Source organism: Methylophilus sp. (genome assembly GCF_008015755.1).
Lineage (GTDB): Bacteria > Pseudomonadota > Gammaproteobacteria > Burkholderiales > Methylophilaceae > Methylophilus.
The window spans coordinates 104,357-130,594 of record NZ_SSGF01000007.1 but is presented as its reverse complement, the minus strand read 5'-3'; the positions used below and the strand labels follow the sequence as shown (position 1 = coordinate 130,594).

At 52.5% G+C, this 26,238-nt stretch carries 26 protein-coding genes; 6 read left to right on the top strand and 20 right to left on the bottom strand.

The window, feature by feature from the left end; genetic code table 11:
- Positions 1 to 2: 2 nt before the first annotated feature.
- Positions 3 to 941, bottom strand: a complete 939-nt coding sequence (locus E6Q52_RS03145) for a LysR family transcriptional regulator (protein WP_292818298.1) — start codon at positions 939 to 941, stop codon at positions 3 to 5.
- Between the two features lie 150 nt (positions 942 to 1,091).
- On the opposite strand from E6Q52_RS03145, the gene E6Q52_RS03140 reads away from it, so the two are divergent.
- From E6Q52_RS03140 to E6Q52_RS03130, 3 genes are all read left to right on the top strand, one after another.
- On the top strand, positions 1,092 to 1,844 hold the full coding sequence (locus E6Q52_RS03140; protein WP_292818296.1) for an electron transfer flavoprotein subunit beta/FixA family protein: 753 nt from the start codon (positions 1,092 to 1,094) through the stop codon (positions 1,842 to 1,844).
- Positions 1,841 to 2,770, top strand: a complete 930-nt coding sequence (locus E6Q52_RS03135) for an FAD-binding protein (RefSeq protein WP_292818293.1) — start codon at positions 1,841 to 1,843, stop codon at positions 2,768 to 2,770. Before E6Q52_RS03140 ends, E6Q52_RS03135 begins: the two co-directional genes overlap by 4 nt.
- 64 nt (positions 2,771 to 2,834) lie before the next feature.
- Positions 2,835 to 3,617, top strand: a complete 783-nt coding sequence (locus E6Q52_RS03130) for a ferredoxin--NADP reductase (protein WP_292818290.1) — start codon at positions 2,835 to 2,837, stop codon at positions 3,615 to 3,617.
- Between the two features lie 47 nt (positions 3,618 to 3,664).
- On the opposite strand, the gene E6Q52_RS03125 is transcribed toward E6Q52_RS03130, so the two are convergent.
- Complete coding sequence (locus tag E6Q52_RS03125; RefSeq protein WP_292818287.1) at positions 3,665 to 5,086, bottom strand: DHA2 family efflux MFS transporter permease subunit; 1,422 nt, start codon at positions 5,084 to 5,086, stop codon at positions 3,665 to 3,667.
- Between the two features lie 254 nt (positions 5,087 to 5,340).
- On the opposite strand from E6Q52_RS03125, the gene E6Q52_RS03120 reads away from it, so the two are divergent.
- Positions 5,341 to 5,991, top strand: coding sequence for a hypothetical protein (locus tag E6Q52_RS03120; protein WP_367124765.1), 651 nt, complete (start codon positions 5,341 to 5,343; stop codon positions 5,989 to 5,991).
- A gap of 31 nt (positions 5,992 to 6,022) precedes the next feature.
- A complete protein-coding gene (locus E6Q52_RS03115; protein WP_292818284.1) occupies positions 6,023 to 6,589 on the top strand; it encodes a porin family protein in 567 nt (188 codons plus the stop codon).
- A 40-nt stretch (positions 6,590 to 6,629) separates the two neighbouring features.
- Here the strand turns inward: E6Q52_RS03115 and E6Q52_RS03110 are convergent, their stop codons facing one another.
- The 18 genes from E6Q52_RS03110 to E6Q52_RS03025 form a co-directional block, all read right to left on the bottom strand.
- Positions 6,630 to 7,562 (bottom strand): response regulator transcription factor, encoded by a 933-nt coding sequence (locus E6Q52_RS03110; RefSeq protein ID WP_292818281.1) that lies wholly within the window; start codon positions 7,560 to 7,562, stop codon positions 6,630 to 6,632.
- Positions 7,559 to 10,963 carry an ATP-binding protein gene (locus tag E6Q52_RS03105; protein WP_292818783.1) on the bottom strand — a complete coding sequence of 1,135 codons (3,405 nt, stop codon included), beginning with the start codon at positions 10,961 to 10,963 and terminating at the stop codon, positions 7,559 to 7,561. The genes E6Q52_RS03110 and E6Q52_RS03105 overlap by 4 nt, the downstream gene beginning before the upstream one ends.
- A gap of 211 nt (positions 10,964 to 11,174) precedes the next feature.
- Positions 11,175 to 11,738, bottom strand: a complete 564-nt coding sequence (locus E6Q52_RS03100) for a HupE/UreJ family protein (RefSeq protein WP_292818278.1) — start codon at positions 11,736 to 11,738, stop codon at positions 11,175 to 11,177.
- Between the two features lie 144 nt (positions 11,739 to 11,882).
- Positions 11,883 to 12,536: an urease accessory protein UreG gene (gene ureG / locus E6Q52_RS03095; protein WP_292818275.1), complete on the bottom strand. Its 654-nt coding sequence runs from the start codon at positions 12,534 to 12,536 to the stop codon at positions 11,883 to 11,885.
- A complete protein-coding gene (locus E6Q52_RS03090) occupies positions 12,533 to 13,216 on the bottom strand; it encodes an urease accessory protein UreF (RefSeq protein ID WP_292818272.1) in 684 nt (227 codons plus the stop codon). The genes ureG and E6Q52_RS03090 overlap by 4 nt, the downstream gene beginning before the upstream one ends.
- Positions 13,209 to 13,691: an urease accessory protein UreE gene (ureE, locus tag E6Q52_RS03085; RefSeq protein WP_292818269.1), complete on the bottom strand. Its 483-nt coding sequence runs from the start codon at positions 13,689 to 13,691 to the stop codon at positions 13,209 to 13,211. The genes E6Q52_RS03090 and ureE overlap by 8 nt, the downstream gene beginning before the upstream one ends.
- 123 nt (positions 13,692 to 13,814) lie before the next feature.
- The gene (ureC, locus tag E6Q52_RS03080; protein WP_292818266.1) at positions 13,815 to 15,518 is read right to left on the bottom strand and encodes an urease subunit alpha; all 1,704 of its coding nucleotides are present in this window, start codon (positions 15,516 to 15,518) and stop codon (positions 13,815 to 13,817) included.
- Positions 15,515 to 15,823 (bottom strand): urease subunit beta, encoded by a 309-nt coding sequence (locus E6Q52_RS03075; RefSeq protein WP_292818263.1) that lies wholly within the window; start codon positions 15,821 to 15,823, stop codon positions 15,515 to 15,517. Before E6Q52_RS03075 ends, ureC begins: the two co-directional genes overlap by 4 nt.
- A 205-nt stretch (positions 15,824 to 16,028) precedes the next feature.
- Positions 16,029 to 16,331 (bottom strand): urease subunit gamma, encoded by a 303-nt coding sequence (locus E6Q52_RS03070; protein ID WP_029148355.1) that lies wholly within the window; start codon positions 16,329 to 16,331, stop codon positions 16,029 to 16,031.
- 27 nt (positions 16,332 to 16,358) lie between these two features.
- Positions 16,359 to 17,225, bottom strand: a complete 867-nt coding sequence (locus E6Q52_RS03065; protein WP_292818253.1) for an urease accessory protein UreD — start codon at positions 17,223 to 17,225, stop codon at positions 16,359 to 16,361.
- A 123-nt stretch (positions 17,226 to 17,348) separates the two neighbouring features.
- Positions 17,349 to 18,038, bottom strand: coding sequence for an urea ABC transporter ATP-binding subunit UrtE (gene urtE, locus E6Q52_RS03060; protein ID WP_292818251.1), 690 nt, complete (start codon positions 18,036 to 18,038; stop codon positions 17,349 to 17,351).
- A 29-nt stretch (positions 18,039 to 18,067) separates the two neighbouring features.
- A complete protein-coding gene (urtD, locus tag E6Q52_RS03055; RefSeq protein WP_292818248.1) occupies positions 18,068 to 18,811 on the bottom strand; it encodes an urea ABC transporter ATP-binding protein UrtD in 744 nt (247 codons plus the stop codon).
- Positions 18,808 to 20,091, bottom strand: a complete 1,284-nt coding sequence (gene urtC, locus E6Q52_RS03050; RefSeq protein ID WP_292818245.1) for an urea ABC transporter permease subunit UrtC — start codon at positions 20,089 to 20,091, stop codon at positions 18,808 to 18,810. The genes urtD and urtC overlap by 4 nt, the downstream gene beginning before the upstream one ends.
- Positions 20,092 to 20,204: 113 nt before the next feature.
- Positions 20,205 to 21,122 carry an urea ABC transporter permease subunit UrtB gene (gene urtB, locus E6Q52_RS03045; RefSeq protein WP_292818242.1) on the bottom strand — a complete coding sequence of 306 codons (918 nt, stop codon included), beginning with the start codon at positions 21,120 to 21,122 and terminating at the stop codon, positions 20,205 to 20,207.
- 105 nt (positions 21,123 to 21,227) lie between these two features.
- Positions 21,228 to 22,466, bottom strand: a complete 1,239-nt coding sequence (gene urtA, locus E6Q52_RS03040) for an urea ABC transporter substrate-binding protein (protein WP_292818239.1) — start codon at positions 22,464 to 22,466, stop codon at positions 21,228 to 21,230.
- 76 nt (positions 22,467 to 22,542) lie between these two features.
- A complete protein-coding gene (locus E6Q52_RS03035) occupies positions 22,543 to 22,881 on the bottom strand; it encodes a zinc ribbon domain-containing protein (RefSeq protein ID WP_292818236.1) in 339 nt (112 codons plus the stop codon).
- An 11-nt stretch (positions 22,882 to 22,892) separates the two neighbouring features.
- Positions 22,893 to 24,116, bottom strand: coding sequence for a formamidase (fmdA, locus tag E6Q52_RS03030; protein WP_292818233.1), 1,224 nt, complete (start codon positions 24,114 to 24,116; stop codon positions 22,893 to 22,895).
- A 41-nt stretch (positions 24,117 to 24,157) separates the two neighbouring features.
- A complete protein-coding gene (locus E6Q52_RS03025) occupies positions 24,158 to 25,333 on the bottom strand; it encodes a porin (RefSeq protein WP_292818230.1) in 1,176 nt (391 codons plus the stop codon).
- Positions 25,334 to 25,495: 162 nt separating this feature from the next.
- Between E6Q52_RS03025 and E6Q52_RS03020 the strand changes: the two genes are divergently transcribed.
- On the top strand, positions 25,496 to 26,104 hold the full coding sequence (locus E6Q52_RS03020) for a hypothetical protein (RefSeq protein WP_292818227.1): 609 nt from the start codon (positions 25,496 to 25,498) through the stop codon (positions 26,102 to 26,104).
- Positions 26,105 to 26,238: the final 134 nt, after the last annotated feature.

Here is a 26,238-nt window from a genome sequence, read left to right as displayed (position 1 = left end):
TGTCAGGCAATCGCCGGGATATCAATCAGGTCGCTACGCGTCGCCCCTTGGGTAAACGCCTGGCAAAATGCCAAGAACTGACGAATGCCACCGGTCTGATATTTTTGCCTGTGCCATAAAAAATAAAAATTGCGGTGAAACTGCAAACTGTGGTTTTCAATCGGCACCAGGCTACCGCGCCTGAACGCGTCCTTAAGTGCCAGCCGCGAAATGCAGCCGATGCCGAGGCCGGACTCTACCGCGCGTTTGATCGCCTCGGTGTGTTCCAGCTCCAGCGTAATATTGAGCCGCGAATAATCTTGCTTGAATGCACGGTCAAAGGTCTCGCGCGTGCCCGAGCCTTTTTCACGCACGATCCACGGCTGTAGCAACAAATCTGATTTGTGGATGGTTTTACCAGTTTGCGCCACCTGCGCCAGCGGATGCGTGGGCGCCGCAAAAATGACCAGTTCGTCGGCAATCCACGGTGCAACGGCAATATCCGGGTGGTTACACTCGCCCTCAATCATCCCCAAATCCAAGGTATGATTTGCAATCTGCTCGACGATGGTACGCGTGTTTTGCACCTGCAACTGGATATGGCTTTGCGGATATTGCTGTAAAAATTTGGCAACCAATAAGGTCACCAGGTAATTTCCCACGGTGAGCGTGGCGCCAATTTTAAGGTTGCCATAGCCTTGCTGGCCTTGCAGCATGCGCTCGATTTCACGCGCCCTGTCCAGCAGTTCCACCGCTTTGGGCAACAGTTGCTGACCGGCCTCATTGATGCGCAAAGACTTGCCCACCCGGTCAAACAGCTGAATATCAAATTGTTTTTCCAGCTCGATGAGGGCAGTGCTGGCGGCAGATTGCGACAAGGCGAGTTGATCACAGGCGCGCGACACACTGCCAGCGCGACTGATCGCGACAAAAATCTCTAGCTGTCTAAGTGTGTACTTCATTGCAGGGTCAGGGATTGCACGACATTTGCGCCGCGTCAAAATTAATCTACAAAATAGATATATATTATTATAATAATCAATTTAATAAATATTACAAGCTGGCTTAAAATAGCCGGTTACGAGTAAAACCCCAACAAAGGCAAACGTTTTATGAAAGCACTGGTAGCGATCAAACGGGTCGTTGATTATAACATTCAAGTCCGGGTCAAAGCGGATGGCTCAAATGTAGACATTGATGGCGTCAAAATGGGTGTCAATCCGTTTGATGAAAACGCGATTGAAGAGGCGATTCGCCTCAAAGAAAAAGGCATCGTCACTGAAATCGTCGCTGTCACGATTGGCGCTGCAGTTAATCAGGACATCCTGCGCCATGCATTGGCGATGGGGGCTGACCGTGCCACGCTGATTGAAACCACAGATAGCCTGCAACCGCTGGACGTTGCCAAGGTGCTCAAAGCGGTGGTCGAACGTGAACAACCGTCGCTGATTTTGCTGGGCAAACAGGCGATTGATGATGATGCTGGCCAAACCGGCCAGATGCTGGCCGCGTTATTGAAACTGCCACAAGCCACTTATGCCTCTCAAATCACCATTGCCGATAACCAGGCCACCGTGGTCAGGGAGATTGATGGCGGCACGCAAACCTTGAGCGTGACCTTGCCTGCCGTGATTACTGCAGACTTGCGTTTGAACGAACCGCGCTACGTCAAACTGCCTAACCTGATGATGGCCAGAAAAAAACCGATTGAAACCATTGCACTTGACTCGCTCAACCTTGCACTCACCAATAGCGTGCAGCAACTTAAAGTGGCTGCCCCACCTGAGCGCCCTGCCGGCATCATGGTGAAAGATGTGAATGAGTTATTGAGCAAATTGCGTACGCACGAAGGGATCATCGTATGAGAACACTGATTATTGCCGAACACGACGGCCAGCATTTAAATGAGCAAGTCGCGCGTGCCGTGACCGCTGCCCAACAATGGCAACAGCCAGTAGATGTGCTGATTGCTGCCGCACAGCCAGAGGCTTTGGCTGCACAAGCCGCCGCCCTGCAAGGCGTGAGCAGCGTATTGGTCGCCAGCGACGCAGCACTGCAACACCCGACGGCTGAGCATCTGGCTGAGATAATTGTGCCACTGGCCGCCAACTACACCGTAGTACTGGCAGCGCACAGCGCCTTCAGCAAAAACGTATTGCCACGCGTCGCCGCCTTGCTGGACGTCAACATGCTGTCCGACGTACTGGAAATTGTGAATACCAATACCTATGTGCGTGGCATTTACGCCGGAAATGTACTGGCCACCGTGCAGAGCAGCGATGCCGTTCAAGTATTGACCGTACGCGGCAGCAAATTTGCCGCCGCTGCGGCTGGTGCAACTGCCGAAGTGAAAACAATCACTGCGCCAGCAGCCCCACAAGGTAGCCGCTGGGTATCAGAAGCCTTTAACAAATCCGAGCGCCCTGCACTCACGGCCGCTAAAGTCGTGGTTTCCGGTGGCCGTGCGCTGGGTAGTGCGGATGCCTTTGCCCAGGTCATCGCGCCATTGGCAGACAAACTGCATGCCGCCATCGGTGCCAGCCGTGCCGCGGTGGACGCAGGCTATGCGCCTAACGATCTGCAAGTCGGCCAGACTGGCGTGGTGGTTGCGCCTGAGCTGTATATCGCCGTTGGCATTTCCGGCGCCATCCAGCATGCTTACGGCATGAAAGACAGCAAGGTCGTGGTGGCGATTAACCAGGACCCGGAAGCGCAGATTTTCAAAATTGCAGATTACGGATTAGTGGCTGACTTGTTTGAAGTCGTGCCGCAACTGACCGCTGCGCTATAATAGCCTGTTAGCATAAACCCTTTAAATTCAACCCCTTTGCCTAGTCGCGAGTAAAAGAAAAGACATGAGTAATAAAAAATATTCCACCGAAACGATTCTGAGCGTTCATCACTGGAACGACACCTTATTCAGCTTTAAGGCCACTCGCGACCCAGGTCTGCGTTTTGAAAATGGCCAGTTTGTGATGATTGGCATGGAAGTGGATGGTCTGCCTTTGACCCGCGCTTACAGTATCGCCAGCCCAAACTATGAAGAACATCTGGAGTTTTTCAGCATTAAAGTGCCTAACGGCCCACTGACTTCACGCCTGCAACACCTGAAAGTGGGCGACCCATTGCTGGTGAGCCGCAAGCCGACCGGCACCTTGGTCACACACGATTTGAAACCAGGCAAAAACCTGTATTTCTTCTCGACCGGTACTGGTCTGGCGCCATTTATGAGCCTGATTCAGGACATCGAAGTCTATGACCGCTTTGAAAAAGTGATCCTGATTCACGGTGTGCGTTACGTCAATGAGCTGGCCTACGAAGAGTTCATCACTAAAGAATTACCGAATAATGAATTTTTTGGTGAAGAAGTGCGCAACAAGCTGATTTACTACCCCACCGTGACACGCGAACCATTTAAAAACATGGGCCGCCTGACTGACCTGGTAGAGAATGGCAAACTGTTCGAAGATATTGGCTTGCCGCCACTCAACCCGGAAACTGACCGCGCCATGATTTGCGGTAGCCCGGCCATGCTGGTAGATACCGCAGCGATGTTGGACAAACGGGGTTTCAAGGTGTCACCACGCATTGGTGAGCTTGGCGACTACGTGATTGAAAAAGCCTTCGTAGAGAAGTAATGACTTACCTGGCTGTTATCCCCGGATAGCAGCCAGCCCCCACCTGCCTATTCTCGTTTCGCGTCCTTCATGCCTAGCGCGGCAATCATTGCCAGCGCAAACACCACCGATAGCAGCAAAAAGCCTTGTGCATAGGCCTCGAAAATCCCTGGCGTCACCATGCCACACACGCGTTCGCGCCATTCCATAAACACCGCCATCATGGTCACACCGACCACGCCGCCCAACTGCCTGGCGTAACTCACCACCACTGAAGACTGGCCTAACTGATGCGGCTCCATTTCATGTAACGTCGCCAGATTGAGTGCCGGTAAAATCAGCCCCAGACCAATGCGGCCAACCACTGTCGCCGCGACAATATCCCAGTATTGCACCTGTTTGGCCGCCACCGCAAACACCATAAAAGACAGACCAAAGATGAGCAAACCGGCCAGCGTGATGCGCTTGGGCGAAAAGCGGTCAGCCATGCGCCCAGCAAAGGGAATCGTCAACACCAGGGCCAACCCTGACGGCAGCAATAACAAACCGGCATCTGTGGCTGAATAAGCCATGGCATTTTGCAAAAACACCGGGATTAGATAAGTCGAGGCATACAAGCCAAAGCCATAAGCAAAGGCGACCAAGGTGCCGCGGCTAAAGGTCGGGCGGTTAAACAAATGCAACTGGATAATGGCGTGCGGCAACTGATGTGCGTGTCGTAGATAACAAATCATGGACACCACAGTCAGCGTCGCTTGCCCCCAGGTCCAGGCTGAGGCGAGACCGCTGTGGTGCAAGCTGGAGACGAACTCGACCAGGCCGATGGTGGCGGCCGACAGCCAACCGAGGCCGGGCCAGTCAAATGGCTTGATAGGGTTTTTACGCGGTGCGGGTAACCAACGCCAGGCACACAACAAGGCAATCAACGCAAACGGCACACCAAGCAGAAAAATGGCGTGCCAGCCAAACTGGTCGAGTAACCAGCCACTGATAGACGGTGCAATCGCTGGCGTAAAGGCAATGCCCACGATCAAAATACCCGAGGCACGCCCCTGAATATTGGGAGGAAACAACCGCATCAGCGCCATCACCCCCAGCGGCTGCAACACGCCCGCGGCCAGGCCTTGCAGCAAACGCGCAATCACCACCTCGACAAATGAGTGCGCATAAAAACCTGCAACACTGGCGGCAATCAGCAACCACAGCGTGGTGATAAATATGCGGCGCAGGCCGAAACGCTCCAGCCACCACGCAGCGGGCAGCATGCCGATGGTCATCGCCGCTAAAAATGCCGTCATCGCCCACTGCACATGGTCTTGCCCCAGGTGAAAAGTGTGCGTCAGCGCGGGCACCGCCACATTAAAGCTAGAGGTACACAACACACCGGCAATGGTGCCAACACCGATAATGAGCAACACCATCCATTTATAACGCTCACCATAGCGCTGCGACAGCGCCTCAAATGAGCGGAGTTGTGTTTGCGTGTGCATCTTAATTCACCCTGTCTTTTCTACTGGAGAGGATCTGTAGCAGTGCGACCATAGCATGCATTTTTTGCAGAGTCACCTGCGCTTGCCCTGCAAAAAAAGCAGGCTTTACGCCCAGTTTAAGCCCTAGCACGCGCATCTGCAGTAAAGCACAAATCGTAACCACTTGATTTATTTAAACAATATATCAACACTCAGACACCTCTCAGGCTGGCACTCTTATTGCAAAAATACCCTTATTTAAACTGGGAGCCAATGTGAAACGTTTGATCATGTATACCTGCCTGGCCTTGCTGACGCATGCCGCTTTTGCCGATGAAGCCCTGGATAACGAACTGGCCAACCTGCAACATGCCTGGGCAAAAGCCACTTACCAAACCAGCAAAGATCAGCAAGAAACCGCTTTTAAAAGCTTGTCTGAGCAGGCACATCAACTGACGGCAAAAAATCCGGAGGCGAATGAGGCTCAAATCTGGGAAGCGATTGTATTGAGTGGTTATGCTAAAAGCATGGGGCCGCTACACCCGGTCAATGCCCTCAAAGCGGCCGAGCAAGCACGCGACCTGTTACAAGCCAGCATCAAAAGCAATCCGCAGGCACTGAATGGTTCCGCCTACACCACCTTAGGTTCGTTATATTTCCGCGTACCCGGCTGGCCGATTGGCTTTGGCGATAAGAAAAAAGGTCGTGAATACCTCGAAAAAGCCCTACAACTCAACCCAACAGGCATTGATAGCAATTACTTTTATGCCGATTATCTGCGCGCACAAGGCGATTACAGCCAGGCCGTGACCTATTACCAGAAAGCCTTGCAGGCACCGGCGCGCCCTGGGCGTGAAGATGCAGATGCTGGCCGCAAACAGGATATTGAAGAAGGCCTGAAACTGGCACAAAGCAAACTTAAATAAGAATGATCAATCATTGATTGGAGAAAGCAACATGCGTAAACACGCTATTTTATGGTTGATGAGCAGCCTGACATTCGTGGCACCCCTGTGTGCCAGTGCAGAAGGCGCGCGTACAGAAGGCTTTTATGCCGGCGCAAATCTGGGCGTAGGCATGCCCAACTTAAAAACCCCTAACGGGGTCGACAAAGACAGCCAGGCCGTGGCCGGTGTGCTGGCTGGTTACAAATTCAACCCGTATTTTGCCGTTGAAGGCCAATATACCGGCATCGGCAAAGTCACCGACAATATACATGGCAGCGCTAAGGCAGACGCCTTGAGCCTGACCGCCGTCGGCATTTTGCCGCTGAACGATGCCTTTGATGTCTATGGCAAATTAGGCGTTGCCGCCACCAGCAGCAAAGTCTCAGGTATCAGTGCATATGACGATGCCACCCGCATGGGCGCCACCTACGGCCTGGGTGCGGAGTACCATTTTGACAAAACCGTCTCGATGCGTGTCGGCTGGGATCACTACAAAGCCGAAGTTGACGTCAATGGCGGCGGCAGCAAATCTTTTGACTCCAACGTGACCACTGTAGGCGTGGTTTATCACTTCTAAACGCCAAAGACTGACTCAGGCCCGCGCCTGAGTCAAGCCGCTAAAACTTGATTTTTGAAGCCACCAGTGACGCCGCAGCGGTCCTGGTTTCTACCCCCAGCTTCTGGAACACATGCTCCAGGTGTTTGTTGATGGTGCGCGGGCTGGTGCCTAAAATCTCGCCGACGTCCTTATTGGTTTTACCTTTCACCGTCCAGTACAGCACTTCTGATTCACGCTTGGTCAGCTGGAACAACTTACCTAAGGACTCAATCTGCGCTTCGTCTGAATGCTCGCGCAACACCACTACCCACTGTTCTTCGCTGGTATTCGCCACGGTCAGGCTGAGGCGTGCACTGCCCTGATTGACGCTCAGGGTTTGCATGGACTGCCCACTCGAGAATTGTTGTATTGAGCTTTCTAGCCATTGGTAAATCATGGGCGGCAGCGTTTGCACGGCGCTGTAGGCTTCTTTGGCTGCCCACTCAGCAAAATACTGCGCCAGATAATGTTTGGCCAGCGGCGTTTGCCATACCAGGCGCTTATCCGTCGGCAAAATGGCAATGGTTGCCTGGCCAAATGCATCCAGTGCAGTGGTCGCCTGATGCATTTTTGTGGCATTTTGTACGTGCACCTTGAGGCGGGCCAGCACCTCTGCCGGACGCACTGGCTTGGTCACATAATCAACACCACCGGCATCAAACGCCATGGTGACGTGTTCAATTTCAGTCAGACCAGTCATGAAAATCACCGGGATATGCTGGGTTTCTGTGGCGGCTTTGATGCGTCGGCAAGTGGCAAACCCATCCAGGCCAGGCATCATGGCATCCATCAAAATCACATGCGGCTGCATCAGGTGCGCGACCTGCAATGCCATCTCGCCAGAGTTGGCGACATAGACCTGGTAGCCGGATTCATCCAGTGCGTCATGCAGATAGGCCAGGTTTTCTGGCACATCATCCACAATTAACACGGTATGGCTATGGCTGGTCATTCGGTGTACTCCTCAATCAAGCGTTGTAGTTTGGCAAAATCAAAGCGTTCCATGGCTTGTTGTAATGCGTGAATAAAAGGTTGATGTTGCGCATGGTCGCGGTTGAGCGTCGCTAGCACCTCGCGCACGCCCTTGACATAGCCCATGCGTGCAAACTCAGCCATATGGTCAAGCAAGGCGGCAGGAATAGGCGCGAGTGCCTCTCTATCGCTGGCAGACAGCGGTTCTGGCGTGGCGGTAGCACTATCCGCGTAGCGCCACGCCAGGTCTAGTTGATTGCCGATCCAGTCGAGTACTTCGTCTAGATTGACGGGTTTGACAAAGAAATCCTGTGCTGGAATTTTGGCTTGATTATCCAGACTACGGTCATAAGCATTGGCCGAGATAATGGCAATCGGCAATTTGGATTGATGCACTTGGCGAATGATATAAGCGGCTTCCCAGCCATCCATCATCGGCATGGCCAGATCCATCAAGATCAAGTCAGCATGCAGCGTCCGGTATTGATCAACACAAGCCTGACCATTGCCTGCTTCTTGCACAATAAAGCCCAGGGGTTGCAAGGCATCGCGCAATAATGCACGGTCGGCTTCCTCATTATCCACCACCAATATCGTCTTGATCGGCCCTTGGTAACCGATGCGTTGGCGCACGGCTTTTTTAGATAAGTGCGCGGTTTCACGAATCTGCGGTAAAAACAGACGAATCTCAAACCGTGTGCCTTGCCCCAGCACACTGTCAAAGTGCATTTCGCCGCCCATGAGTTGCGTGAGTAGTTTGCTAATGGTTAAGCCTAAGCCGGTGCCGCCTATACCCACCACATCTGCCGCGCTGCCGCGTTCAAACGGCTCAAAGATTTTTTCCACCTCGTTGGGCGCGATGCCCGGGCCGGTATCTTCAATATCAATCTGGGCGATTTCGCGCGCATAACTCACTCTGAAGGTCACACTGCCCTTGGTGGTGAACTTGACCGCATTGCCTAAAATATTCACCAGAATCTGCATCAGGCGCTTGTGGTCGGCCCGCACGTAGTCAGGCAAATTGCCCGACTGCTCAAAATAAAACGCCAGCCCTTTGTTTTGCGCCTGGATTTCAAACATGCTGACCATCTGGCTGATAAATTCCGGCAAATGCAGCGGCTTGACGTCAAACGTCATCTTGCCGCTTTCAATGCGGGCAATGTCCAAGGTGCTTTCAATCAGCGACAGCAGGTGCTCGCCCCCGCGGCTGATGGTTTTAATCGCCTGCTTGCGATGCTCGGGGATGCTGGCATCATTGGTGAGCAATTGTGCGTAGCCCAAAATACTATTGAGCGGTGTGCGTAGCTCGTGGCTGATGCCGGTAATATAGCGGCTCTTGGCCTGGTTGGCTTCTTCTGCCAGTCTGCGCGCCTTTTGCAACTGCGCATCGGTTTTTTTGTGTGACTCGATTTCTTCGAGCAGCAAGCCGGTTTGCCGGTTAGACTCTTCCTGTGCCACACGGCGACTGGCAGAAGTCAGCACCAGCCACCAGGCGACAATCCCGCCCAAAAACAACAAGGCGACAAACACTTTTAAATACCCGGAGCGGAAGTGCTGCATCAGCCCGGGGTACTCGCGGCCGACCGTCAGCGCATCATGCAGGTAAATCAAGCCGATGGTCGCTCCAAACAACAGCATGGCAATCAGCATCAACAACAAAAAGTGTGCCACGCCGCCGTTTAAATGCGGCCATAAACGCGGCGGCAAAAACTTCTTATTCAGTGCCTCCCACTGCGCACTGAGCCGCGCTTGCGGTTTACAGGCGTCATGGCAACGCGCATCCAGGCAACAGCACAGCGAGCAAATCGCACCGCCATAAGCCGGGCAATGCGCCATGTCACTCACTTCATACTCACGCTCACAGATCACACATTGCTTGGTGGTCGATGGTTGCAAATAAGTGGGGCGCTGCCTGGCCAGGTAATATTTACCTTTGGTGTACCAGGCAATCAGCGGCGACATAAGCAAGGCGGTAAACAGCGAAATAAAGGTGGAAAACGACTGCGCCAGCACCCCCATAATGCCGGTGTAGGCGGCGATTGAAATCGCCGACGCAATAAACATAGCGCCGACACCAACCGGGTTAATATCGTATAAATAGGCGCGTCTGAACTCAATGCCTTTGGGGCTTAATCCCAGTGGCTTGTTAATGACCAGATCAGCGACCACGGCGGCGATCCAGGCGATAGCGATATTGGCATACAGACCTAAAATCTCCTCCAGCGCCTGAAACACATTGAGCTCCATCAGCACAATGGCAATCATGACGTTGAACGCCACCCAGACAATACGCCCTGGATGGCTGTGCGTGAGGCGAGCAAAAAAGTTGGACCACGCCAGCGAACCAGCGTAAGCATTGGTCATGTTGACCTTGATTTGCGACACGCAGACAAACAAAGCCGTGACTGCTAACGCTACCTGGTGATTACTGAATACGTGTTCAAAACCGATCCAGTACATATGGGTCGGATTCACCGCCGAACTCAAGGGCATATCCCGGTTAAACACCAGGTAGGCCAGTAACGCGCCCGCCAGCATTTTGAGCATGCCAAGGATGACCCAGCCGGGCCCGGCCATTAACACGCCCAGATTCCAGCGCCAGTAATTTTCTTTGTTGCGCTCAGGCATAAAGCGCAAAAAGTCGACCTGCTCACCAATCTGCGGAATCAGCGCCACGCCAACAGCTGTCGCCGTGCCAAACATCACCCAGTTAAAGTGCCCACCGTTGGTTGACACCCCCGCAAATGTACTTAAACGATGCAGCACATCCGGGTCCATTCGGATAATGGCGAAAAACGGCAAAAACATCAGCGCAATCCAGATCGGTTGCGTGATCATCTGAATGCGGCTAATCAAGGTCACACCATGCGTCACTAGCGGAATCACAATCAGCGCACTGACCAGATAGCCGAGATACAAAGGCAGATGAAAATACAGCTCAAGCGCATAGCCCATAATCGCCGCTTCGAGCGAAAACAGGATAAAGGTGAACGAGGCGTAAATAAACGAAGAGATGGTCGAGCCGATATAGCCAAAGCCCGCACCACGCGTCAGCAAGTCCATATCTAAGCCGTATTTGGCGGCGTAATAGCTGATCGGTAAGCCAGTTAAAAAGATAATCAGGCCAACCGCTAAAATAGCCCACAAGGCATTAGGGAAGCCATAATTGATGGTAATGGTGCCGCCAATCGCCTCTAGCACCAGGAAAGAAATCGCACCCAAAGCTGTGTTGGACACACGAAGAATCGACCATTTGCGAAACGCGCACGGCGTATACCGCAGGGCATAATCCTCTATGGTTTCATTGGCCACCCAATTGTTATAGTCGCGACGAATCTTGACGATACGCTGTATCGGCTCTGCCTGAGTGGCGGATGACATTTCGGAAGGGTGTAACAATCAACAATCCTTAAAAAGACGGGACCGTCAGTAGAGAAATATGCGCCCCAAGCTATACTAGAGCAGGTGATAACATCAATCACTACGTTAATTGACGTAATGCAGCTGTAAGCATGCCACAAATAAAAAATGCGGATAACAAACTTATCCGCATTTTACGTTTGCCACGGCCTGGCGCGGCCGCAGGAGTCATTTAAACCCAGAGCAAGCTAGCGCCAAATACCAGCATCAGCCCACCTAGTAGTCTGGATGCAGAGCGCGCCCATAACTGTGGCTGACGCCCCAACCACCAACCTAAAGCATGTAAAAGCGCAGTAGCCAGTAGCATGCCTGCCAGTGCAACCCAATGGCTACCTAACTCTATACCATGCAAATAACCATGGGCGGCGGCGATCACCGCCACACCAGCAAGCTGGATACCGCGCGATATAGCGACATCAGCCAACAACAAACCGCCCATCAGCAATACGCTTGCCGCGACTAATACCTCAGCCATTGAAGCTGACAACCAGGTCATTGCGGTAAAAGCGGCAACTGCCATCGCCACCACAAACATGACAGGCAGCTGCCAACCCTGCCCCTTTGGACGCCGCGCGGCCCAGACACCGAGTGATAACATCACCAACAAGTGATCCCACCCTGTGAGTGGGTGCAAAAAGCCTGCTGCAAAGCCAGACGCCAGGCCGTGACCTGGATGGGCCAGCGCGCTGGTGGATGCGACGAGCCCAGCAATACCGACTAGAATATTTTTTTTCATTCAATCTTCTCCAAACGAATTGCATTCAAGATGAGTGAAGTCGTTCACACACCAAATTTTCTATATTGATTTAACGGCCAACATTGGCAATGTGCATTTGTGGCAAGCCGATACAACACCGCCACGCACCCGCAGTGCCAATGATCAAAGCATGAGACCTTGTTTCTCAATAAACCTGACAATGTCTTCCAGGCCCTGCCCGCTTTTGAGGTTGCTGAACACAAATGGCTTGTCGCCACGCATGCGTTTGGCATCCTGATCCATCACTTCCAGCGAGGCACCTACCATCGGCGCAAGGTCTATCTTGTTAATCACCAGCAAGTCAGATTTGGTGATGCCGGGTCCGCCTTTGCGCGGAATTTTTTCCCCGGCAGCCACGTCAATCACATAAATCGTCAAATCAGACAACTCGGGGCTAAAGGTCGCCGCCAGGTTGTCGCCACCACTTTCCACAAACACGATATCCAGCGTTTGAAATCGTTTACTCAGCTGATCAACAGCTTCGAGATTCATGGAAGCATCCTCGCGAATGGCGGTATGCGGGCAGCCGCCGGTTTCCACGCCAATAATGCGCTCAGGGGTCAGCGCTTGATTGCGGGTTAAAAACTCGGCATCTTCCTTGGTGTAAATATCGTTAGTTACCACGGCGATGTTATACACCTCGCGCAGGCGCTGGCACAAAGCCAATGTCAGTGCGGTCTTGCCTGAGCCCACCGGGCCACCAATGCCTACGCGCAAGGGCTCTTTGTAGTCAGTAACATTAGGCGTAGGGGTGTCAAACTGGGTATGTATTTTCATGATCTAAATAACCTGCTGTATTGTGTTTCGTGTTGGCAGCCCGCGATGCTGAGCAAGGGGTTAAAATTACTCATTTCATCGTCAGGCAACTGCATTGCTGCCTGTATCACCTGGGGCAATTGCGACCCCAGAGCGAACAAAATGGTCTGCCCGGCGACCTGGCCAAGCGGCACGGCTTTCATGGCGGCACTGGCCTGATTCTCCAGCCAACCCCAGGCATAACCATGCAGCATCTGTTCGGGCGCAATCTGCCAGTGCTGGGCAATCGCCGCATATAAGGTCGGAAAAGCGGGCGTTTCCAGCCTGTTGACCTGCGCAATCAGTGCGGGAGACATCGGCTTTAAGTCATTCAACAAGCGCCGCAAAGAATAACCCATCTGCCGCGTCTCGGCCCAGCCTTCGGCGGTGTCGCGCCCGGCCTGGTAAAAGTGGTCCCAGGCCTGCACCTGTTGCATATCGTTTGCCTGCCAAGCCTGATACAAGCGATATAAAAGCGGCAACTCAAACCGCGCCTGATACACCTGCAAGCTATCTCCTATCCAGGCCTGCGCGGTCGCAACGTCTTTGACCTCACCAGACTCAATGGCCCACTCTAGGCCCTGCGAGTAACAATAAGCCCCCACCGGCAACAATGGGCTGGCCAGTTGTAATAAACGGCTAAGTGCCAGCGCATCAGCCATGACCGTGCCCTCGCGGTTTCAGTGAATGCGGGGCCTCATCACCATGCCGATGGCCACCACCGTAAGCGCCAGCTTCTGGCTCAAACGGGGCATGCACTTCACTGACTTGCATACCTAGTCCAAGCAGCATATCTCTCAACACATAATCTTGCTCCAGCCGGAGCCAGCCATCGCCAATTTGCAGCGGGACATGCCGGTTACCCAAATGATAAGCCGCACACATGAGCTCGCGCGGGGTCGGTGCAATGACGTTATACACAGGCTCTTGGGCGGCAACAATCTGCACCACCATACCCTCTTCAGATTTAAGCAAATCACCACCACGCAGAATAATGCCGCGCGTTAAAAACAAGGCCGCTTCACGACCGGAGGCCAGCTTCACGCGCAAACGGCTTTTCTGCCGTTGATCAAATGGCAGCTCCAGAGTGTCATCAATCTGGCCACTCACGGCAATACGTTCGGTTAAATGAATCATGTTAAAACTCTTATTTTATTTGGCCGCAGATGCACGCCCATGAACGCGGATAAAAACAAATACATATTTCACCTGAATCGCTCTATCGGCGTGTATCTGCGTTTATCGGCGGTCAATCAATCGTTAAAACAAAAAGTAGCGCTGCGCCATCGGCAATACTTCGGCTGGTTCACAGACTAAAGGCATGCCATCAGCGAGTACTTCATAGGTTTCGGGGTCGACCTCAATCTTGGGCATCCAGGTATTGTGCACCATGTCTGACTTTTTGACATCGCGCGTGCCTTTGACCGCGACCAGTGGCTTTTGCAGACCTAATGCATGTACTTCCGGATTATCTAGCCCGGCTTGTGAGATAAAGGTCACTGCAGTTTTTAAGCCACCGCCATACGCGCCAAACATCGGGCGGTAATGCACGGGCTGCGGGGTTGGGATAGACGCATTCGGATCGCCCATCGCTGCCGCCGCAATCATGCCGCCTTTGATGATGGTAAATGGCTTCACGCCAAAGAAGGCGGGTTTCCACACCACCAGATCAGCCAATTTGCCGACCTCAACCGAACCCACCACGTGTGAAACGCCGTGCGTAATGGCCGGGTTAATGGTGTATTTGGCGATATAGCGTTTGATACGGAAGTTATCATTGCCCGGCGCGTCTTCTGCCAATGGCCCGCGCTGTATCTTCATTTTGTGCGCCGTTTGCCAGGTGCGGATAATCACCTCGCCCACGCGGCCCATCGCTTGCGAGTCGGACGACATCATGGAGAACGCACCAAGGTCATGGAAAATATCCTCCGCGGCAATGGTTTCGCGGCGGATGCGGCTTTCGGCAAACGCAATATCTTCGGCAATCGCCGGGTCCAGGTGATGGCACACCATCAGCATATCCAGATGCTCATCGATAGTGTTGACCGTAAATGGCCGCGTCGGGTTAGTCGACGACGGCAACACATTCGGATGACTGGCCGCCTTGATAATATCCGGCGCATGACCGCCGCCCGCCCCTTCGGTATGGAAAGTATGGATGGTGCGGCCTTTAAATGCGCCTATGGTCGTTTCTACAAAACCCGATTCATTCAGCGTATCTGAGTGAATGGCCACCTGCACATCCATCTCGTCAGCCACACTCAGGCAATTATCAATGGCCGCTGGCGTGGTGCCCCAGTCTTCGTGCAGCTTGAGACCGATCACACCTGCGCGGACTTGCTCACGTAAAGGCTCTGGCAGGCTGGCATTCCCTTTGCCCAAAAAACCCAGGTTCATGGGGAACGCATCCGCCGATTGCAACATGCGGTGGATATGCCATGGCCCCGGCGTACAGGTGGTAGCAAACGTACCCGTGGCTGGCCCGGTGCCGCCGCCTATCATAGTGGTCACACCAGACATCAGCGCCTCTTCAATCTGCTGCGGGCAAATAAAGTGGATATGCGTATCGATACCACCAGCAGTAATAATCATGCCCTCACCGGCAATCACCTCGGTGCCCGCGCCAATCGCAATGGTTACGCCTGGCTGAATATCCGGGTTGCCTGCTTTGCCAATGGCAGAAATATAGCCACCCTTAATGCCAATATCGGCTTTGACGATGCCCCAGTGGTCGATAATCAGGGCGTTGGTGATGACGGTATCGGCGACTTCTGCCGCCAGGCCCTGGCCTTGTCCCATGCCATCACGAATGACCTTGCCGCCGCCAAATTTGACCTCTTCACCATAGATGGTAAAATCTTTTTCCACCTCTACCCACAACTCGGTATCCGCCAAGCGCACCTTGTCGCCCACCGTTGGCCCGAACATTTCGGCATAAGCGCGTTTATCCATCTTGATGCTCATTTCAAAGCCCCCATCACGCGTCCGGCAAAGCCATACACGTTTCGATCCCCGGCCAGTTGTACCAATTGCACCGTGCGCGTTTGCCCCGGCTCAAAACGTACCGCCGTACCAGCGGCAATATTCAAGCGGCAGCCATACGCCAGCGCCCGGTCAAACGCCAAAGCATCGTTAGTTTCATAAAAATGGTAATGCGAGCCGACCTGAATCGGCCGGTCACCTTTATTAGCCACATCCAGCGTCACCGTTGCGCGCCCTGTGTTGAGTTCGATGTCGCCTGCTGCGACCTGCATTTCGCCGGGAATCATGTTTTTTTGCCTATTGAACTTTTATCGATGCATTAGTGAATGATCAAAATGGATGAGGTGCAAGGCGCACGGAACGCAGAAACCGGTATGTACATGTAGTACATGAGGATTTCGAAAACGTAGTTTCAGTGTAGGCTAACCTTAAGGTTATGCCGTAACTAAAAAACCGCGCAACGCCGCAATTTGCCATGTTCATCATTCACACCTATGGAATGGGGTGGTGCACCGTGACCAGCTTCGTGCCATCTGGGAAAGTCGCTTCCACCTGGATATCCGGGATCATTTCCGGCACGCCTTCCATGACGTCATCGCGCGACAATAAGGTGGTGCCGAAGCTCATCAGCTCGGCCACCGTATTGCCATCGCGCGCGCCTTCCATTATCGCCGCGGTGATAAACGCGATCGCTTCCGGATAATTGAGTTTGAGTCCACGCGCCTTGCGCCGCTCGGCGAGCAGCGCGGCGGTGAAGATCAGTAACTTGTCTTTTTCTCTAGGGGTGAGTTCCATCGCTGAGTCTCTTTAAGTATTCTTATTTTAAGTGTTCCAGATGCGTGGCCTGACCGCGTCACGCTGATAATACCAGGGCCGCAGAATCTGCCAGCATTGCTCGAAATATTGCCTGGCCTGTTGCGAGGCATGGCCAACATAGCGTATCGCCAGCACGTCTGGCAATGCGGTGATGCCGGTCTTGGCGCCTGCTGGCACCAGCGCGCGGCAAGCTTGCACTACGTCAGCAGGCACGGCGCCCGCACAGACTAAAAAGGTGCCGAAGACAACCGCGCCGCCCAAGCCGACGCTACTCGTCGCTAGCGCATCGGCTGCGCGCAGATGGGCGCGCTCATTCCAGATCAGGCGATCTTCACGCCAAATCTGCTGTTTTAACTGATAAACACCTGTTTGCCAGGCCTCCTGCTGCGCCTGTCGGCCCAGGCAGACGATATCCCAGGCAGCCAGCGTGGCACCTGTTGCCAGGCGAATGTCTGCCGTAAACCGCACCTCGGCGGCGTCAAACAAGATATTTTCTTGCGGCAACCACTCTAGGCCACTACCAGCCTCTAAGGTGAAGTTTAAATCCTGCGAAGCCAGCGTGCCATTGGCTTTATACCACTTGCCGGCGCCTGGCGTGGTCAGCAACGCTTGCGCGCCCTCGCCCACCGTGACTTGAAGCTGCAAGGCGTCGCCGCCTGCCACACCGCCCGGCGGATGCACAATCACCGCATGGCACACAGCCTCGCCTTCGGGATGCAGTGATTTTTGTACCACCAGCGGCCCTTTATGCAGACGATGTGCCAGATAAGAACGCGCGTCACGTTTGCAAAAGCCGAGTTCCAGTCTGGCTTGCCAGTGTTTGGCGGCTTTCGTTTGCGTTGGCAATATTGCCGTTTGCTTCAAATCATCCATCACCGCATCATGCCACAGACAAACCCTGATTATTCACTTTTTCTATCAGCCACAGAAGACACGGAGGAACTACAAATTCGTTTTTCTCTGTGAACTCGGTGCCCTCTGTGGCTAAAAAAGCACCTAAACAGACAGATAACTTTTCACCTTGGCGGCATCGACATTGTCGCGCGTATCTTCATGAATAAAGCGGCCTTTATCAATAACGATAATGCGGTCGGCCACTTCCATGGTGAAGCTCAACACCTGCTCAGACACGATGATTGTGATTTCACGCATCTTACGGATTTCATTCAGGACTTTGGCAATGTCTTTAATAATCGATGGCTGGATGCCCTCAGTTGGTTCATCCAACAACAGTACTTTAGGGTTAGTCACCAGCGCACGGGCGATGGCCAGTTGCTGTTGCTGACCGCCGGACAAGTTGCCGCCCTTGCGTTTGCGCATTTCATGCAACACCGGGAACAAGGCAAAAATATCCTCAGGAATTTCGCCAGAGCCAGACTTTTCCAGCCCGGTTTCGATATTTTCCTGCACCGTCATATTCGGGAAAATCCAGCGCCCTTGGGGTACATAGGCCAGGCCTTTCATCACGCGGTCATGCGTGGCGGCGCCTTGCAAGTCGACACCATCCACTGTCGCCTTGGTCGCTTTGCTCGGCAAAATGCCCATTAGCGATTTAAACAAAGTGGTTTTACCCATGCCGTTGCGGCCCATAATGGCCAGGGTTTCGTTTTTGTTGGCTTTAAAGTTCAGGCCATGAATCACCTGACTTTGGCCATAACTCACCTGCAAATTTTCAATTTCAAACATGCAATACTCCTCAAGTAATGGCGCTTCAGTTAGTGGCCTAGATAGACTTCAATCACTTTTTCATCTGCCTGGACTTTTTCCATCGGCCCTTCTGCCAGGATTTTGCCTTGGTGCAACACGGTGACTTTGTGCGCAATTTTCTTCACAAACTCCATGTCGTGCTCAATCACAATCACTGAGCGGTTCTGGCAAATGCGGTTGAGCAACTCAGCGGTCTGATCGCGTTCTTTCGCACTCATGCCAGCCACCGGTTCATCCAGCATCAATAACTCAGGCTCTTGCATCAGCAACATGCCGATTTCCAGCCACTGTTTCTGGCCGTGGCTAAGCAAGGCAGATTCCATGTCTAAAAACTCAGTCAGCATGATGTCTTGAGCCACCTTGCGTACACGGTCTTCGACCTCTTTGGTGCGTTTGAAGGTCAGGCTACCAAACACGCCGCGGCCTTTCGGGTACGATACTTCTAGGTTTTGGTACACCGACAGGTTTTCGTAAATCGACGGATTCTGAAACTTGCGGCCAACGCCCGAGCGAACGATCTCGTGCTCAGACAGCTTGGTCAATTCGGTATTGTTAAACTTGATCGAACCCGAGGTTGATTTGGTTTTACCGCAGATCAGGTCCAGCACCGTGGTTTTACCGGCGCCGTTAGGCCCCACCAGCACACGCAACTCATTTTTATCGATATACATGGTGAGGCTATCCACCGCTTTAAAGCCATCGAAGGAGACGGTCAAATCTTCTACTGCTAAGACGAAGTCGGTATTACTCATGCTTCTGCTCCTCTCATGTTGCTACTGTCGATCGCAGATACTTGATCCGCTTTCTTGCGCGTGACTTGTTTGCTGGCCACATCGGTAGATTCAGTGGCAGTGATTGTTTCACGGGATGTGTCGGTAAGTACTGCTGGTGCTTCTACCTCAGAAGTACTTACCTCAGGCTTTTTTGCTTCAGCCTTGTCTTTAAACCAGCCGTATTTGGTCGCATATTTATCCCAGATACCCGCCAGGCCACTTGGGAAGAACATCACCACTGCAATAAACAGCCCGCCCATCAGGAACAGCCACATTTCAGGGTAAGTTTCGGAGAATACGGTTTTGCCGTAATTGACCAGCAAGGTGCCATACACCGCACCAACCAGTGACGCGCGGCCACCGACGGCACAGAAAATCACCATTTCAATCGAAGGCACAATGCCGACAAAAGAAGGCGACATAAAGCCCACCTGCAGGGTAAACATGGCGCCACCCACCGCAGACATCATGGCGGCCAGGCAGAAGATAAAGATTTTGAAATTGGAGACGTCGTAGCCAGAAAAACGCACGCGCTCTTCTTTGTCACGCATGGCCAGCAACAACATGCCGAACTTGCTGCTCATGATGTATTTGGACAAGAAAATCGCGCCAAATAACAACAGGCCGTTTACAAAGTAGAGAATGTATTTGGCAGAGTCAGTGCGGATATCCCAGCCTAGCATAGTACGCAAATCGGTCATGCCGTTGACACCGCCGGTGTAGCCTTGCTGACCCACAATTAAAATACTCAGAATTAACGCAACCGCTTGCGTGATGATGGAGAAATATACCCCACCCACCCGACGCTTAAACATGGCGTAGCCAATGAGGTAAGCAAAGAAGGCTGGAATCGTTAGCACGGCAAAGATGGTAAATGGCAAGCTCTTGAACGGCTCCCAGAACCAGGGCAAGGCGGTCAGCTGGTTCCAGTCCATAAAGTCAGGAATACCTGGGGTAGACTGAATTTTGGTGCTGAGTGGATCAGAAGCCTCGAGCTTGAGGAACATGGCCATGGCGTAACCACCGAGACCGAAGAAGATACCCTGGCCTAAACTCAGGATACCGCCATGGCCCCACAACATGACCAGACCCACCGCGACAAAGGCGTAGGTCAAGTATTTGCCAATCAGGTTGAGACGGAAAATATCCACACTTAGCGGCAGTACGACGAAGATGATCGCAGCCAGAACGGCCAGGCTGATCACCCCTTCCTTACCACCCAATATTGGGCTGGCTTTCATTTTTTCCCATAATGTCATCAAGATTTCTCCTCTGTTGATGCGTTGATTCTATTGCGACAGATGTAAACAATTAATACGTCTATTTACTTATGGCGACGGATGAAAAAGATGTTCATCAGTCGCCAACCCTGTTATTTACGCAGTTTGGAGGCAAACAAGCCCTCTGGTTTCATCATCAGGATGCTGACGATGACGAGCAGAGTAGACACCTTGCCCATCGAGCTGGTCATAAAGAATTGCAATACAGATTGCGCCTGGGCAATACCGAAGGCCGAGGCAATGGTGCCGACGATGCTGGCTGCGCCGCCAAATACCACCACCATAAAGCTGTCGACGATATACAAGGTGCCGGTAGTCGGGCCGGTAGACGCAATGGTGGTGAAGGCCGCCCCGGCGATACCGGCAATGCCACAACCCAGCGCAAAGGTCACACGGTCGACCTTGGCAGTGTTAATCCCCACCGCGCCAGCCATGGTGCGGTTTTGCACGGTGGCACGCACACGCAGGCCCCAGCGTGATTTGAACATGAACATATAAACGCCAAAGGTCACTAGCGCCGCCAGCACCATCACAAACACGCCGTTAATCGGGATATCAATGTCTGGTGTTGGCTGGAACGAGCCCAGCATCCATTCCGGCAGCTCGGCACTCACCTCTTTGGCACCAAAGCTGGAGCGAAAGATTTGCTGCATGACCAGGCTCAGGCCCCAGGTCGCCAGCAAGGTATCCAGCGGCCGCTTGTACAGGTGCCGGATCATAATGAATTCAATAAAGTAACCAACGGCGAACGCCAGAACAAAGGCAATCGCAATGGCAAACACAAAATAATAATTGGTGAACCCATACGTCGCGGCGACTTTGGAAATCAGCACCGTGGTGTAGGCACCGATGGTCATAAACTCACCGTGGGCCATGTTAATCACCCCCATCTGCCCGAAAATAATCGCGAGACCCAGAGCCATCAGTAGCAACACTGTAAACATGCTCAGGCCGGAAAAGCCCTGCATCACCACAATATTGCCTATCTCAGCCATCGAATAACCAAACATATCGGTCTCCTTAAAATGCAATTTCTATATTAGATGTTGACTACTTGCGCCAAACGGCAGCCGGCAAACACCGGCTACCGCTTAAGCTTTTACGACAGGACTAATTTATTGATAGCCTTTTGGAAATGGATCTGGTTTGATGTAGCCAGAGGTATAAACCACTTTGGCCTGGCCATCTTTACCCCATTGACCAATACGCAGTTTGGTCGTCAGGTGATGGTTAGCCTCAACCGTCACTGGGCCTTCTGGTGCGTCTTTGAACTCGTAGCCAGGCAATGCCGCTTGTACTTTGTCTACGTCGAAGCTGCCTGCGCGCTCAACAGCCGCTTTGTACAACCATGGGCCCAGGTAAGCCGCTTGTGTCACGTCGCCGATCACAGCATCTTTACCCCAGCGTTTTTTGAATGCTTCAACAAATTTCTTGTTTGAATCATTGTCCTGAGACTGGAAGTACTTCATGGCTGAGTAGAAGCCGGCTAAGTTTTCACCGCCAATGCCCAATACCTCGTCTTCGGTCACAGAGATGGTCAACATGGTTTGTTTGCTAGAGTTCAAACCAGCCGCGTTCAATTGTTTGAACCAGGCCACGTTACTGCCGCCCACCACCGCTGCGTAGATCACGTCAGGTTTTTTCAGTTTGATTTTGTTGATCACAGAACCAAATTGTGTGTCGCCCAAAGCGATGTACTCTTCACCCACCACTTTGCCGCCCAGATGTTGCTCGATGTGTTTACGGGCAATTTTCATGGAAGTACGTGGCCAGATGTAGTCAGAACCAATCAGGTAGAACGTCTTGGCTTTTTTCTCTTTAGCGATCCAGTCTAAGCCCGCCAGGATTTGTTGAGTGGCTTCCTGGCCGGTATAGAATACGTTTTTGGATTGCTCAAGACCTTCGTAGAACGTTGGGTAGAACAGCAAGCCATTGTCTTTTTCAAACACTGGCAAAGCGGCCTTACGTGAGGCAGAGGTCCAGCATCCCATCACAGAAGCTACTTTGTCTTTTTCTAGCAGTTTTTTTGCTTTTTCAGCAAAGGTTGGCCAGTCAGACGCGCCATCTTCCTGCACGACTTCGATCTTGCGACCCAAAATGCCGCCCATGGCGTTAATTTGCTCAATGGCCAGTTTTTCAGCCTGGATAGAACCCGTTTCACTAATCGCCATGGTGCCGGTGGCGGAGTGCAGGATACCAACTTTAACAGTCGTGTCAGTCACTGCCAAACCAGTCGTGTTTACTTTTGCCGTTGGATAATCAGCAGCAAACGCGTGGCCGGTAACGAGACCTGCTGCCATCATCGCGCCTAACATTGCGCCTTTGATAAAACCCCTTCTGTTCAAGGTACTCATTACTTCTCTCCTTTATGGATAAATCAATTAAATACGATTATTACGTCAATCTGTTGCTTCACTGGTGGCAGGCGAATTAATGGCCGACCATCCAGGGACGTGCTGTTTTCTTGGTTTGCATCTGCATCGGCAGCTTGCCGGTGTCTTCATTCACTTTGCTGGTGGTTTTGCAGGTATGAGACCCTGTGCAACCACAGCTAGACCGGCGAGCGCTTCGTGGTTCATGCGCAGACTTCTCGTTACGTTCATGAGCGGACCGTTGATGCTTGTCCATGATGGCCAGCTTGGGCACCGACAGGATGCGCGGGCTGATGGCACCGCAGCAATCACACTCGGCAGGCAAACTGGAATCACTCATTTTGCGTAGCGCGGTAAACACGCCACAACTGTCACACTCATATTCGTATAAAGGCATCTGCGCACTCCTTATGACGTAAAGGAAACATCTACACCCGGTGGCACCATGATCTTCGGTCCATCCGCATTTGGCCGGATATCAAACTCGAAGATTTCGGTCGGGATCCACAAGGTGGCGCAGGCGTTAGGGATATCAACAATGCCGCTGATATGCCCTTCTACCGGCGCAGTGCCGAGGATAGACACCGCCTGTTCGCCGCTGTAACCAAATTTCTTCAGATACTCAATCGCGTTCAAACACGCCTGGCGGTACGCTACATGCACGTCCAAATAGTGCTGTTTGCCTGCTTCATCCACCGAGATACCTTCAAAAATCACATAATCGCGATAAGTTGGTGTGATCGGGCTAGGCTGGAAGATTGGGTTTTTAATGCCGTATTTCTTCACACCTTCTTTAATCAGACTGACCTTGATGTCGAGGTAACCCGCCATCTCAATCGCGCCACAGAAGGTGATTTCGCCATCGCCTTGCGAGAAGTGCAGGTCACCCATGGAGAGACCGCCATCCTTCACGTAGACCGGGAAGAAAATCTTGGAGCCTTTGGTCAGGTTCTTAATGTCACAGTTACCACCGTGGTCGCGAGGTGGCACGGTACGTGCGCCCTCCATCGCTGCTTTTTTAGCTGCATCACCGCTCAATTTACCCATCACGGCAGATTGAGGCTCAGGCGGCAGCGCCAGCGCTGGTACGCGGTCAGGGTCAGTAGCAATCAGCGCAGCTTCACGTTCGTTCCATTTTTCCAGCAACTCACGTGAGGGCAAACAACCAATCAAGCCCGGATGCATGATGCCGGCATAACGGACTTTTGGCACATGGCGGGAGGTGGTGTAGACACCGTGAAAATCCCAGATGGATTTGCTGGCCTCAGGGAAATGGTCAGTCAGGAAACCACCGCCATTCTCTTTAGCAAACAGGCCGTTAAAGCCCCATTGCTGGTCATCAAAGGTGCCGACATCCAAAATTTCCACCACCATCAGGTCACCCGGTTCAGCGCCTTCGACGCCAATCGGGCCACTCAGGTAGTGCACCTGGGTCAGGTCCACGTCACGAATGTCATTGGCGCTGTCGTTGTTGCCAATCTGGCCACCGGTCCAGTCCATACATTCCACGCGGAACTCATCGCCTGGCTTGACCATGGCAATCATCGGCAAGTCAGGATGCCAACGGTTGTGAATCTGACCGTCCTGCTCCCAGGGCTTTTTATCCAAATCCAATTTCACTATTGTTTTCATTACGCTCATCTCCTTTGTGAGAAAGGGTTATAAGGTGTTGATTAGAACTGCATCTGCAAAGCGACTTTGAAGTCGTTGGTATCAGAGGCGTTTGAAAGGTCAGTCTTACCGTAGCTGGCAGTAATCATGGCGTTGTAAGGCGCAATCACGTAGCTGGTACCAATTTCCACACGCTTGGTATCTGCACCGGTGCGCACGTTTGAGGTCGCTGTCGTTACACCATCTGCGTCAAACTTTTGATAACGGATAAACGGCTTGAATTTGCCCCAGCCGATTTCGTCCTGGAACAAATAGGCCACAGCAGCTGAATAGGCTTTACCTTGTTCACCCAAAATGGCGTTGTCAGTGTCGTAGTAGTAGTAAGCCGCTTCAGTAGAGAAGGTGCCAGGACCGACATCTTTTTTCTCTAACAAGAAGTCCACGCTGTAAGAGCTGTAATCGCCCACCGCGCCCAAGCCGCTCACCACACCATCTTTTTTCACACGCCCAGCCACACCAATGGCCAGAATGTCTTTGGCACCAAAGTAGCTACCTGTGCCGTAATAGCCTGGTTCTGCGTCCCAGAAGTTATATTGCACACGGCCTGCATACATCAATTTGTCTTTAGTGCCTGCCGTTTCTGATTGCGCACCCACACCGCTCAAGCGGAAGATGTTATCGCCTTCAAACGCACCGAAGGACACAGCCAGATGGTCTTCCAGGAAGCTACTCACCACCGCTACACCCTCATCACGGCCAATCACACCACCGTTAAAGCCATAACGTGAAGCAATGCCGCTCCAGTAGCCACCACCCATTGAGTAGTAAGGGCCGGCCAAGTTGGCGCGATCACTTGGGGACAGAAAGCGCCCCGCCCAGATAGCCACTTCTGGTGTTAACTGGAACTGTACGTTGGCATCAATCACTTGAATGGTGTCACTGCTTCCGCCACCTGGTGCAGCAATGTTTTTCTCTGTGTTCAACATACCCTTGATGTATTTGTTGAACGAGCCAGACAAGTAAATACGCGCACTGTCTAAAGAAAAGTCGTTAGAACGATCCTTGCCGTTGGCAGCGGCATCCTCGACTGATGAATAGCCTCCAATAAAACCGAAGCCAGCACTGATATACTTGTCTTCACCAAAAGTAATCGTGGCACCGGCATTTGCCATTTGTGCACCCAAGCCGCAAGCCATTGCTACTGCTGTATGCAAAGCACATTTTTTCAAGTTCATCATCAAAAACTCCCTTTCTCGTTAAATTCAAACCAACACAGTTAATCAAAACTTGCGCTCAGCTTAACGAGCCGGGCATGTAGGACAAATACGTCAATTTGCGTAGTGGCGACGGTGGGTAAACACCGCTAGACTGCACATAACAAATTGAGAACAGGGCTCGCAATGCGTCTTTTAACTTACATCCTATTCACCACTGTATTAGCAGGCTGCGGCGAGGTTTCTTATAAGCGCGGCGGCTCGCAGCAAGACATAGACCGCGCGCACCAGGCCTGCCGCGGCAGCGGTGACCAGTTGACCAAGTGTCTGGCTGAACATGGCTGGCAAAAACCCACGGTCGATGCCTTTGACCCCTTATTCGCGACCATAGAAGTCACGGATAACAAACAGGCCAGCCAGGCCAAGCCCAGTCCTTTTATAGAGTTATCGACGGAGACGCCGCAAAAACCGGTTGCCGCCGCTGTTGCGAAAACACCACAACCAGCCTCACAAACAGTGGAGTCGGCCAAGCAGCCAGCCGTGCCAGTTGCTGTTGCAGAAGCGGCAACGACAGCCAGCCACTCAACTGCCAACGATGGCCCGGATGTGCAATATTCGATTAACTCGTGGTGGAAAATGGGCGCCTTCCCGAATCAGCTCAAACAGGATCAAGGCACTTGTGAGAAAAAACTGGGACCGGACTATTTACCGGATTACAAAACGCAAACCTACAAACGCGCGTTTGTGGCCTGCATGCACGATCTCGGCTGGATGGCGATTCGCAATCTAAAATAAGTGGTCGCCAGACGATGATTTGAAGCGCGCATCATCGTCAGCGCTTTCTGACAGGACTATCAGAATCATGAGACTGTCATCAAATTGTCCAACTTTTTAAGATGCGCATACGCGTGAAATTTAATGCGTATCGA

What these genes read in the sequence shown, in the direction of transcription:
- E6Q52_RS03145 (WP_292818298.1), bottom strand. Translation starts at nt 941, where the DNA reads ATGAAGTACACACTTAGACAGCTAGAGATTTTTGTCGCGATCAGTCGC.
- E6Q52_RS03140 (WP_292818296.1), top strand. Translation starts at nt 1,092, where the DNA reads ATGAAAGCACTGGTAGCGATCAAACGGGTCGTTGATTATAACATTCAA.
- E6Q52_RS03135 (WP_292818293.1), top strand. Translation starts at nt 1,841, where the DNA reads ATGAGAACACTGATTATTGCCGAACACGACGGCCAGCATTTAAATGAG.
- E6Q52_RS03130 (WP_292818290.1), top strand. Translation starts at nt 2,835, where the DNA reads ATGAGTAATAAAAAATATTCCACCGAAACGATTCTGAGCGTTCATCAC.
- E6Q52_RS03125 (WP_292818287.1), bottom strand. Translation starts at nt 5,086, where the DNA reads ATGCACACGCAAACACAACTCCGCTCATTTGAGGCGCTGTCGCAGCGC.
- E6Q52_RS03115 (WP_292818284.1), top strand. Translation starts at nt 6,023, where the DNA reads ATGCGTAAACACGCTATTTTATGGTTGATGAGCAGCCTGACATTCGTG.
- E6Q52_RS03110 (WP_292818281.1), bottom strand. Translation starts at nt 7,562, where the DNA reads ATGACCAGCCATAGCCATACCGTGTTAATTGTGGATGATGTGCCAGAA.
- E6Q52_RS03105 (WP_292818783.1), bottom strand. Translation starts at nt 10,963, where the DNA reads ATGTCATCCGCCACTCAGGCAGAGCCGATACAGCGTATCGTCAAGATT.
- E6Q52_RS03100 (WP_292818278.1), bottom strand. Translation starts at nt 11,738, where the DNA reads ATGAAAAAAAATATTCTAGTCGGTATTGCTGGGCTCGTCGCATCCACC.
- ureG (WP_292818275.1), bottom strand. Translation starts at nt 12,536, where the DNA reads ATGAAAATACATACCCAGTTTGACACCCCTACGCCTAATGTTACTGAC.
- E6Q52_RS03090 (WP_292818272.1), bottom strand. Translation starts at nt 13,216, where the DNA reads ATGGCTGATGCGCTGGCACTTAGCCGTTTATTACAACTGGCCAGCCCA.
- ureE (WP_292818269.1), bottom strand. Translation starts at nt 13,691, where the DNA reads ATGATTCATTTAACCGAACGTATTGCCGTGAGTGGCCAGATTGATGAC.
- ureC (WP_292818266.1), bottom strand. Translation starts at nt 15,518, where the DNA reads ATGAGCATCAAGATGGATAAACGCGCTTATGCCGAAATGTTCGGGCCA.
- E6Q52_RS03075 (WP_292818263.1), bottom strand. Translation starts at nt 15,823, where the DNA reads ATGATTCCCGGCGAAATGCAGGTCGCAGCAGGCGACATCGAACTCAAC.
- E6Q52_RS03070 (WP_029148355.1), bottom strand. Translation starts at nt 16,331, where the DNA reads ATGGAACTCACCCCTAGAGAAAAAGACAAGTTACTGATCTTCACCGCC.
- E6Q52_RS03065 (WP_292818253.1), bottom strand. Translation starts at nt 17,225, where the DNA reads ATGGATGATTTGAAGCAAACGGCAATATTGCCAACGCAAACGAAAGCC.
- urtE (WP_292818251.1), bottom strand. Translation starts at nt 18,038, where the DNA reads ATGTTTGAAATTGAAAATTTGCAGGTGAGTTATGGCCAAAGTCAGGTG.
- urtD (WP_292818248.1), bottom strand. Translation starts at nt 18,811, where the DNA reads ATGAGTAATACCGACTTCGTCTTAGCAGTAGAAGATTTGACCGTCTCC.
- urtC (WP_292818245.1), bottom strand. Translation starts at nt 20,091, where the DNA reads ATGACATTATGGGAAAAAATGAAAGCCAGCCCAATATTGGGTGGTAAG.
- urtB (WP_292818242.1), bottom strand. Translation starts at nt 21,122, where the DNA reads ATGTTTGGTTATTCGATGGCTGAGATAGGCAATATTGTGGTGATGCAG.
- urtA (WP_292818239.1), bottom strand. Translation starts at nt 22,466, where the DNA reads ATGAGTACCTTGAACAGAAGGGGTTTTATCAAAGGCGCAATGTTAGGC.
- E6Q52_RS03035 (WP_292818236.1), bottom strand. Translation starts at nt 22,881, where the DNA reads ATGCCTTTATACGAATATGAGTGTGACAGTTGTGGCGTGTTTACCGCG.
- fmdA (WP_292818233.1), bottom strand. Translation starts at nt 24,116, where the DNA reads ATGAAAACAATAGTGAAATTGGATTTGGATAAAAAGCCCTGGGAGCAG.
- E6Q52_RS03025 (WP_292818230.1), bottom strand. Translation starts at nt 25,333, where the DNA reads ATGATGAACTTGAAAAAATGTGCTTTGCATACAGCAGTAGCAATGGCT.
- E6Q52_RS03020 (WP_292818227.1), top strand. Translation starts at nt 25,496, where the DNA reads ATGCGTCTTTTAACTTACATCCTATTCACCACTGTATTAGCAGGCTGC.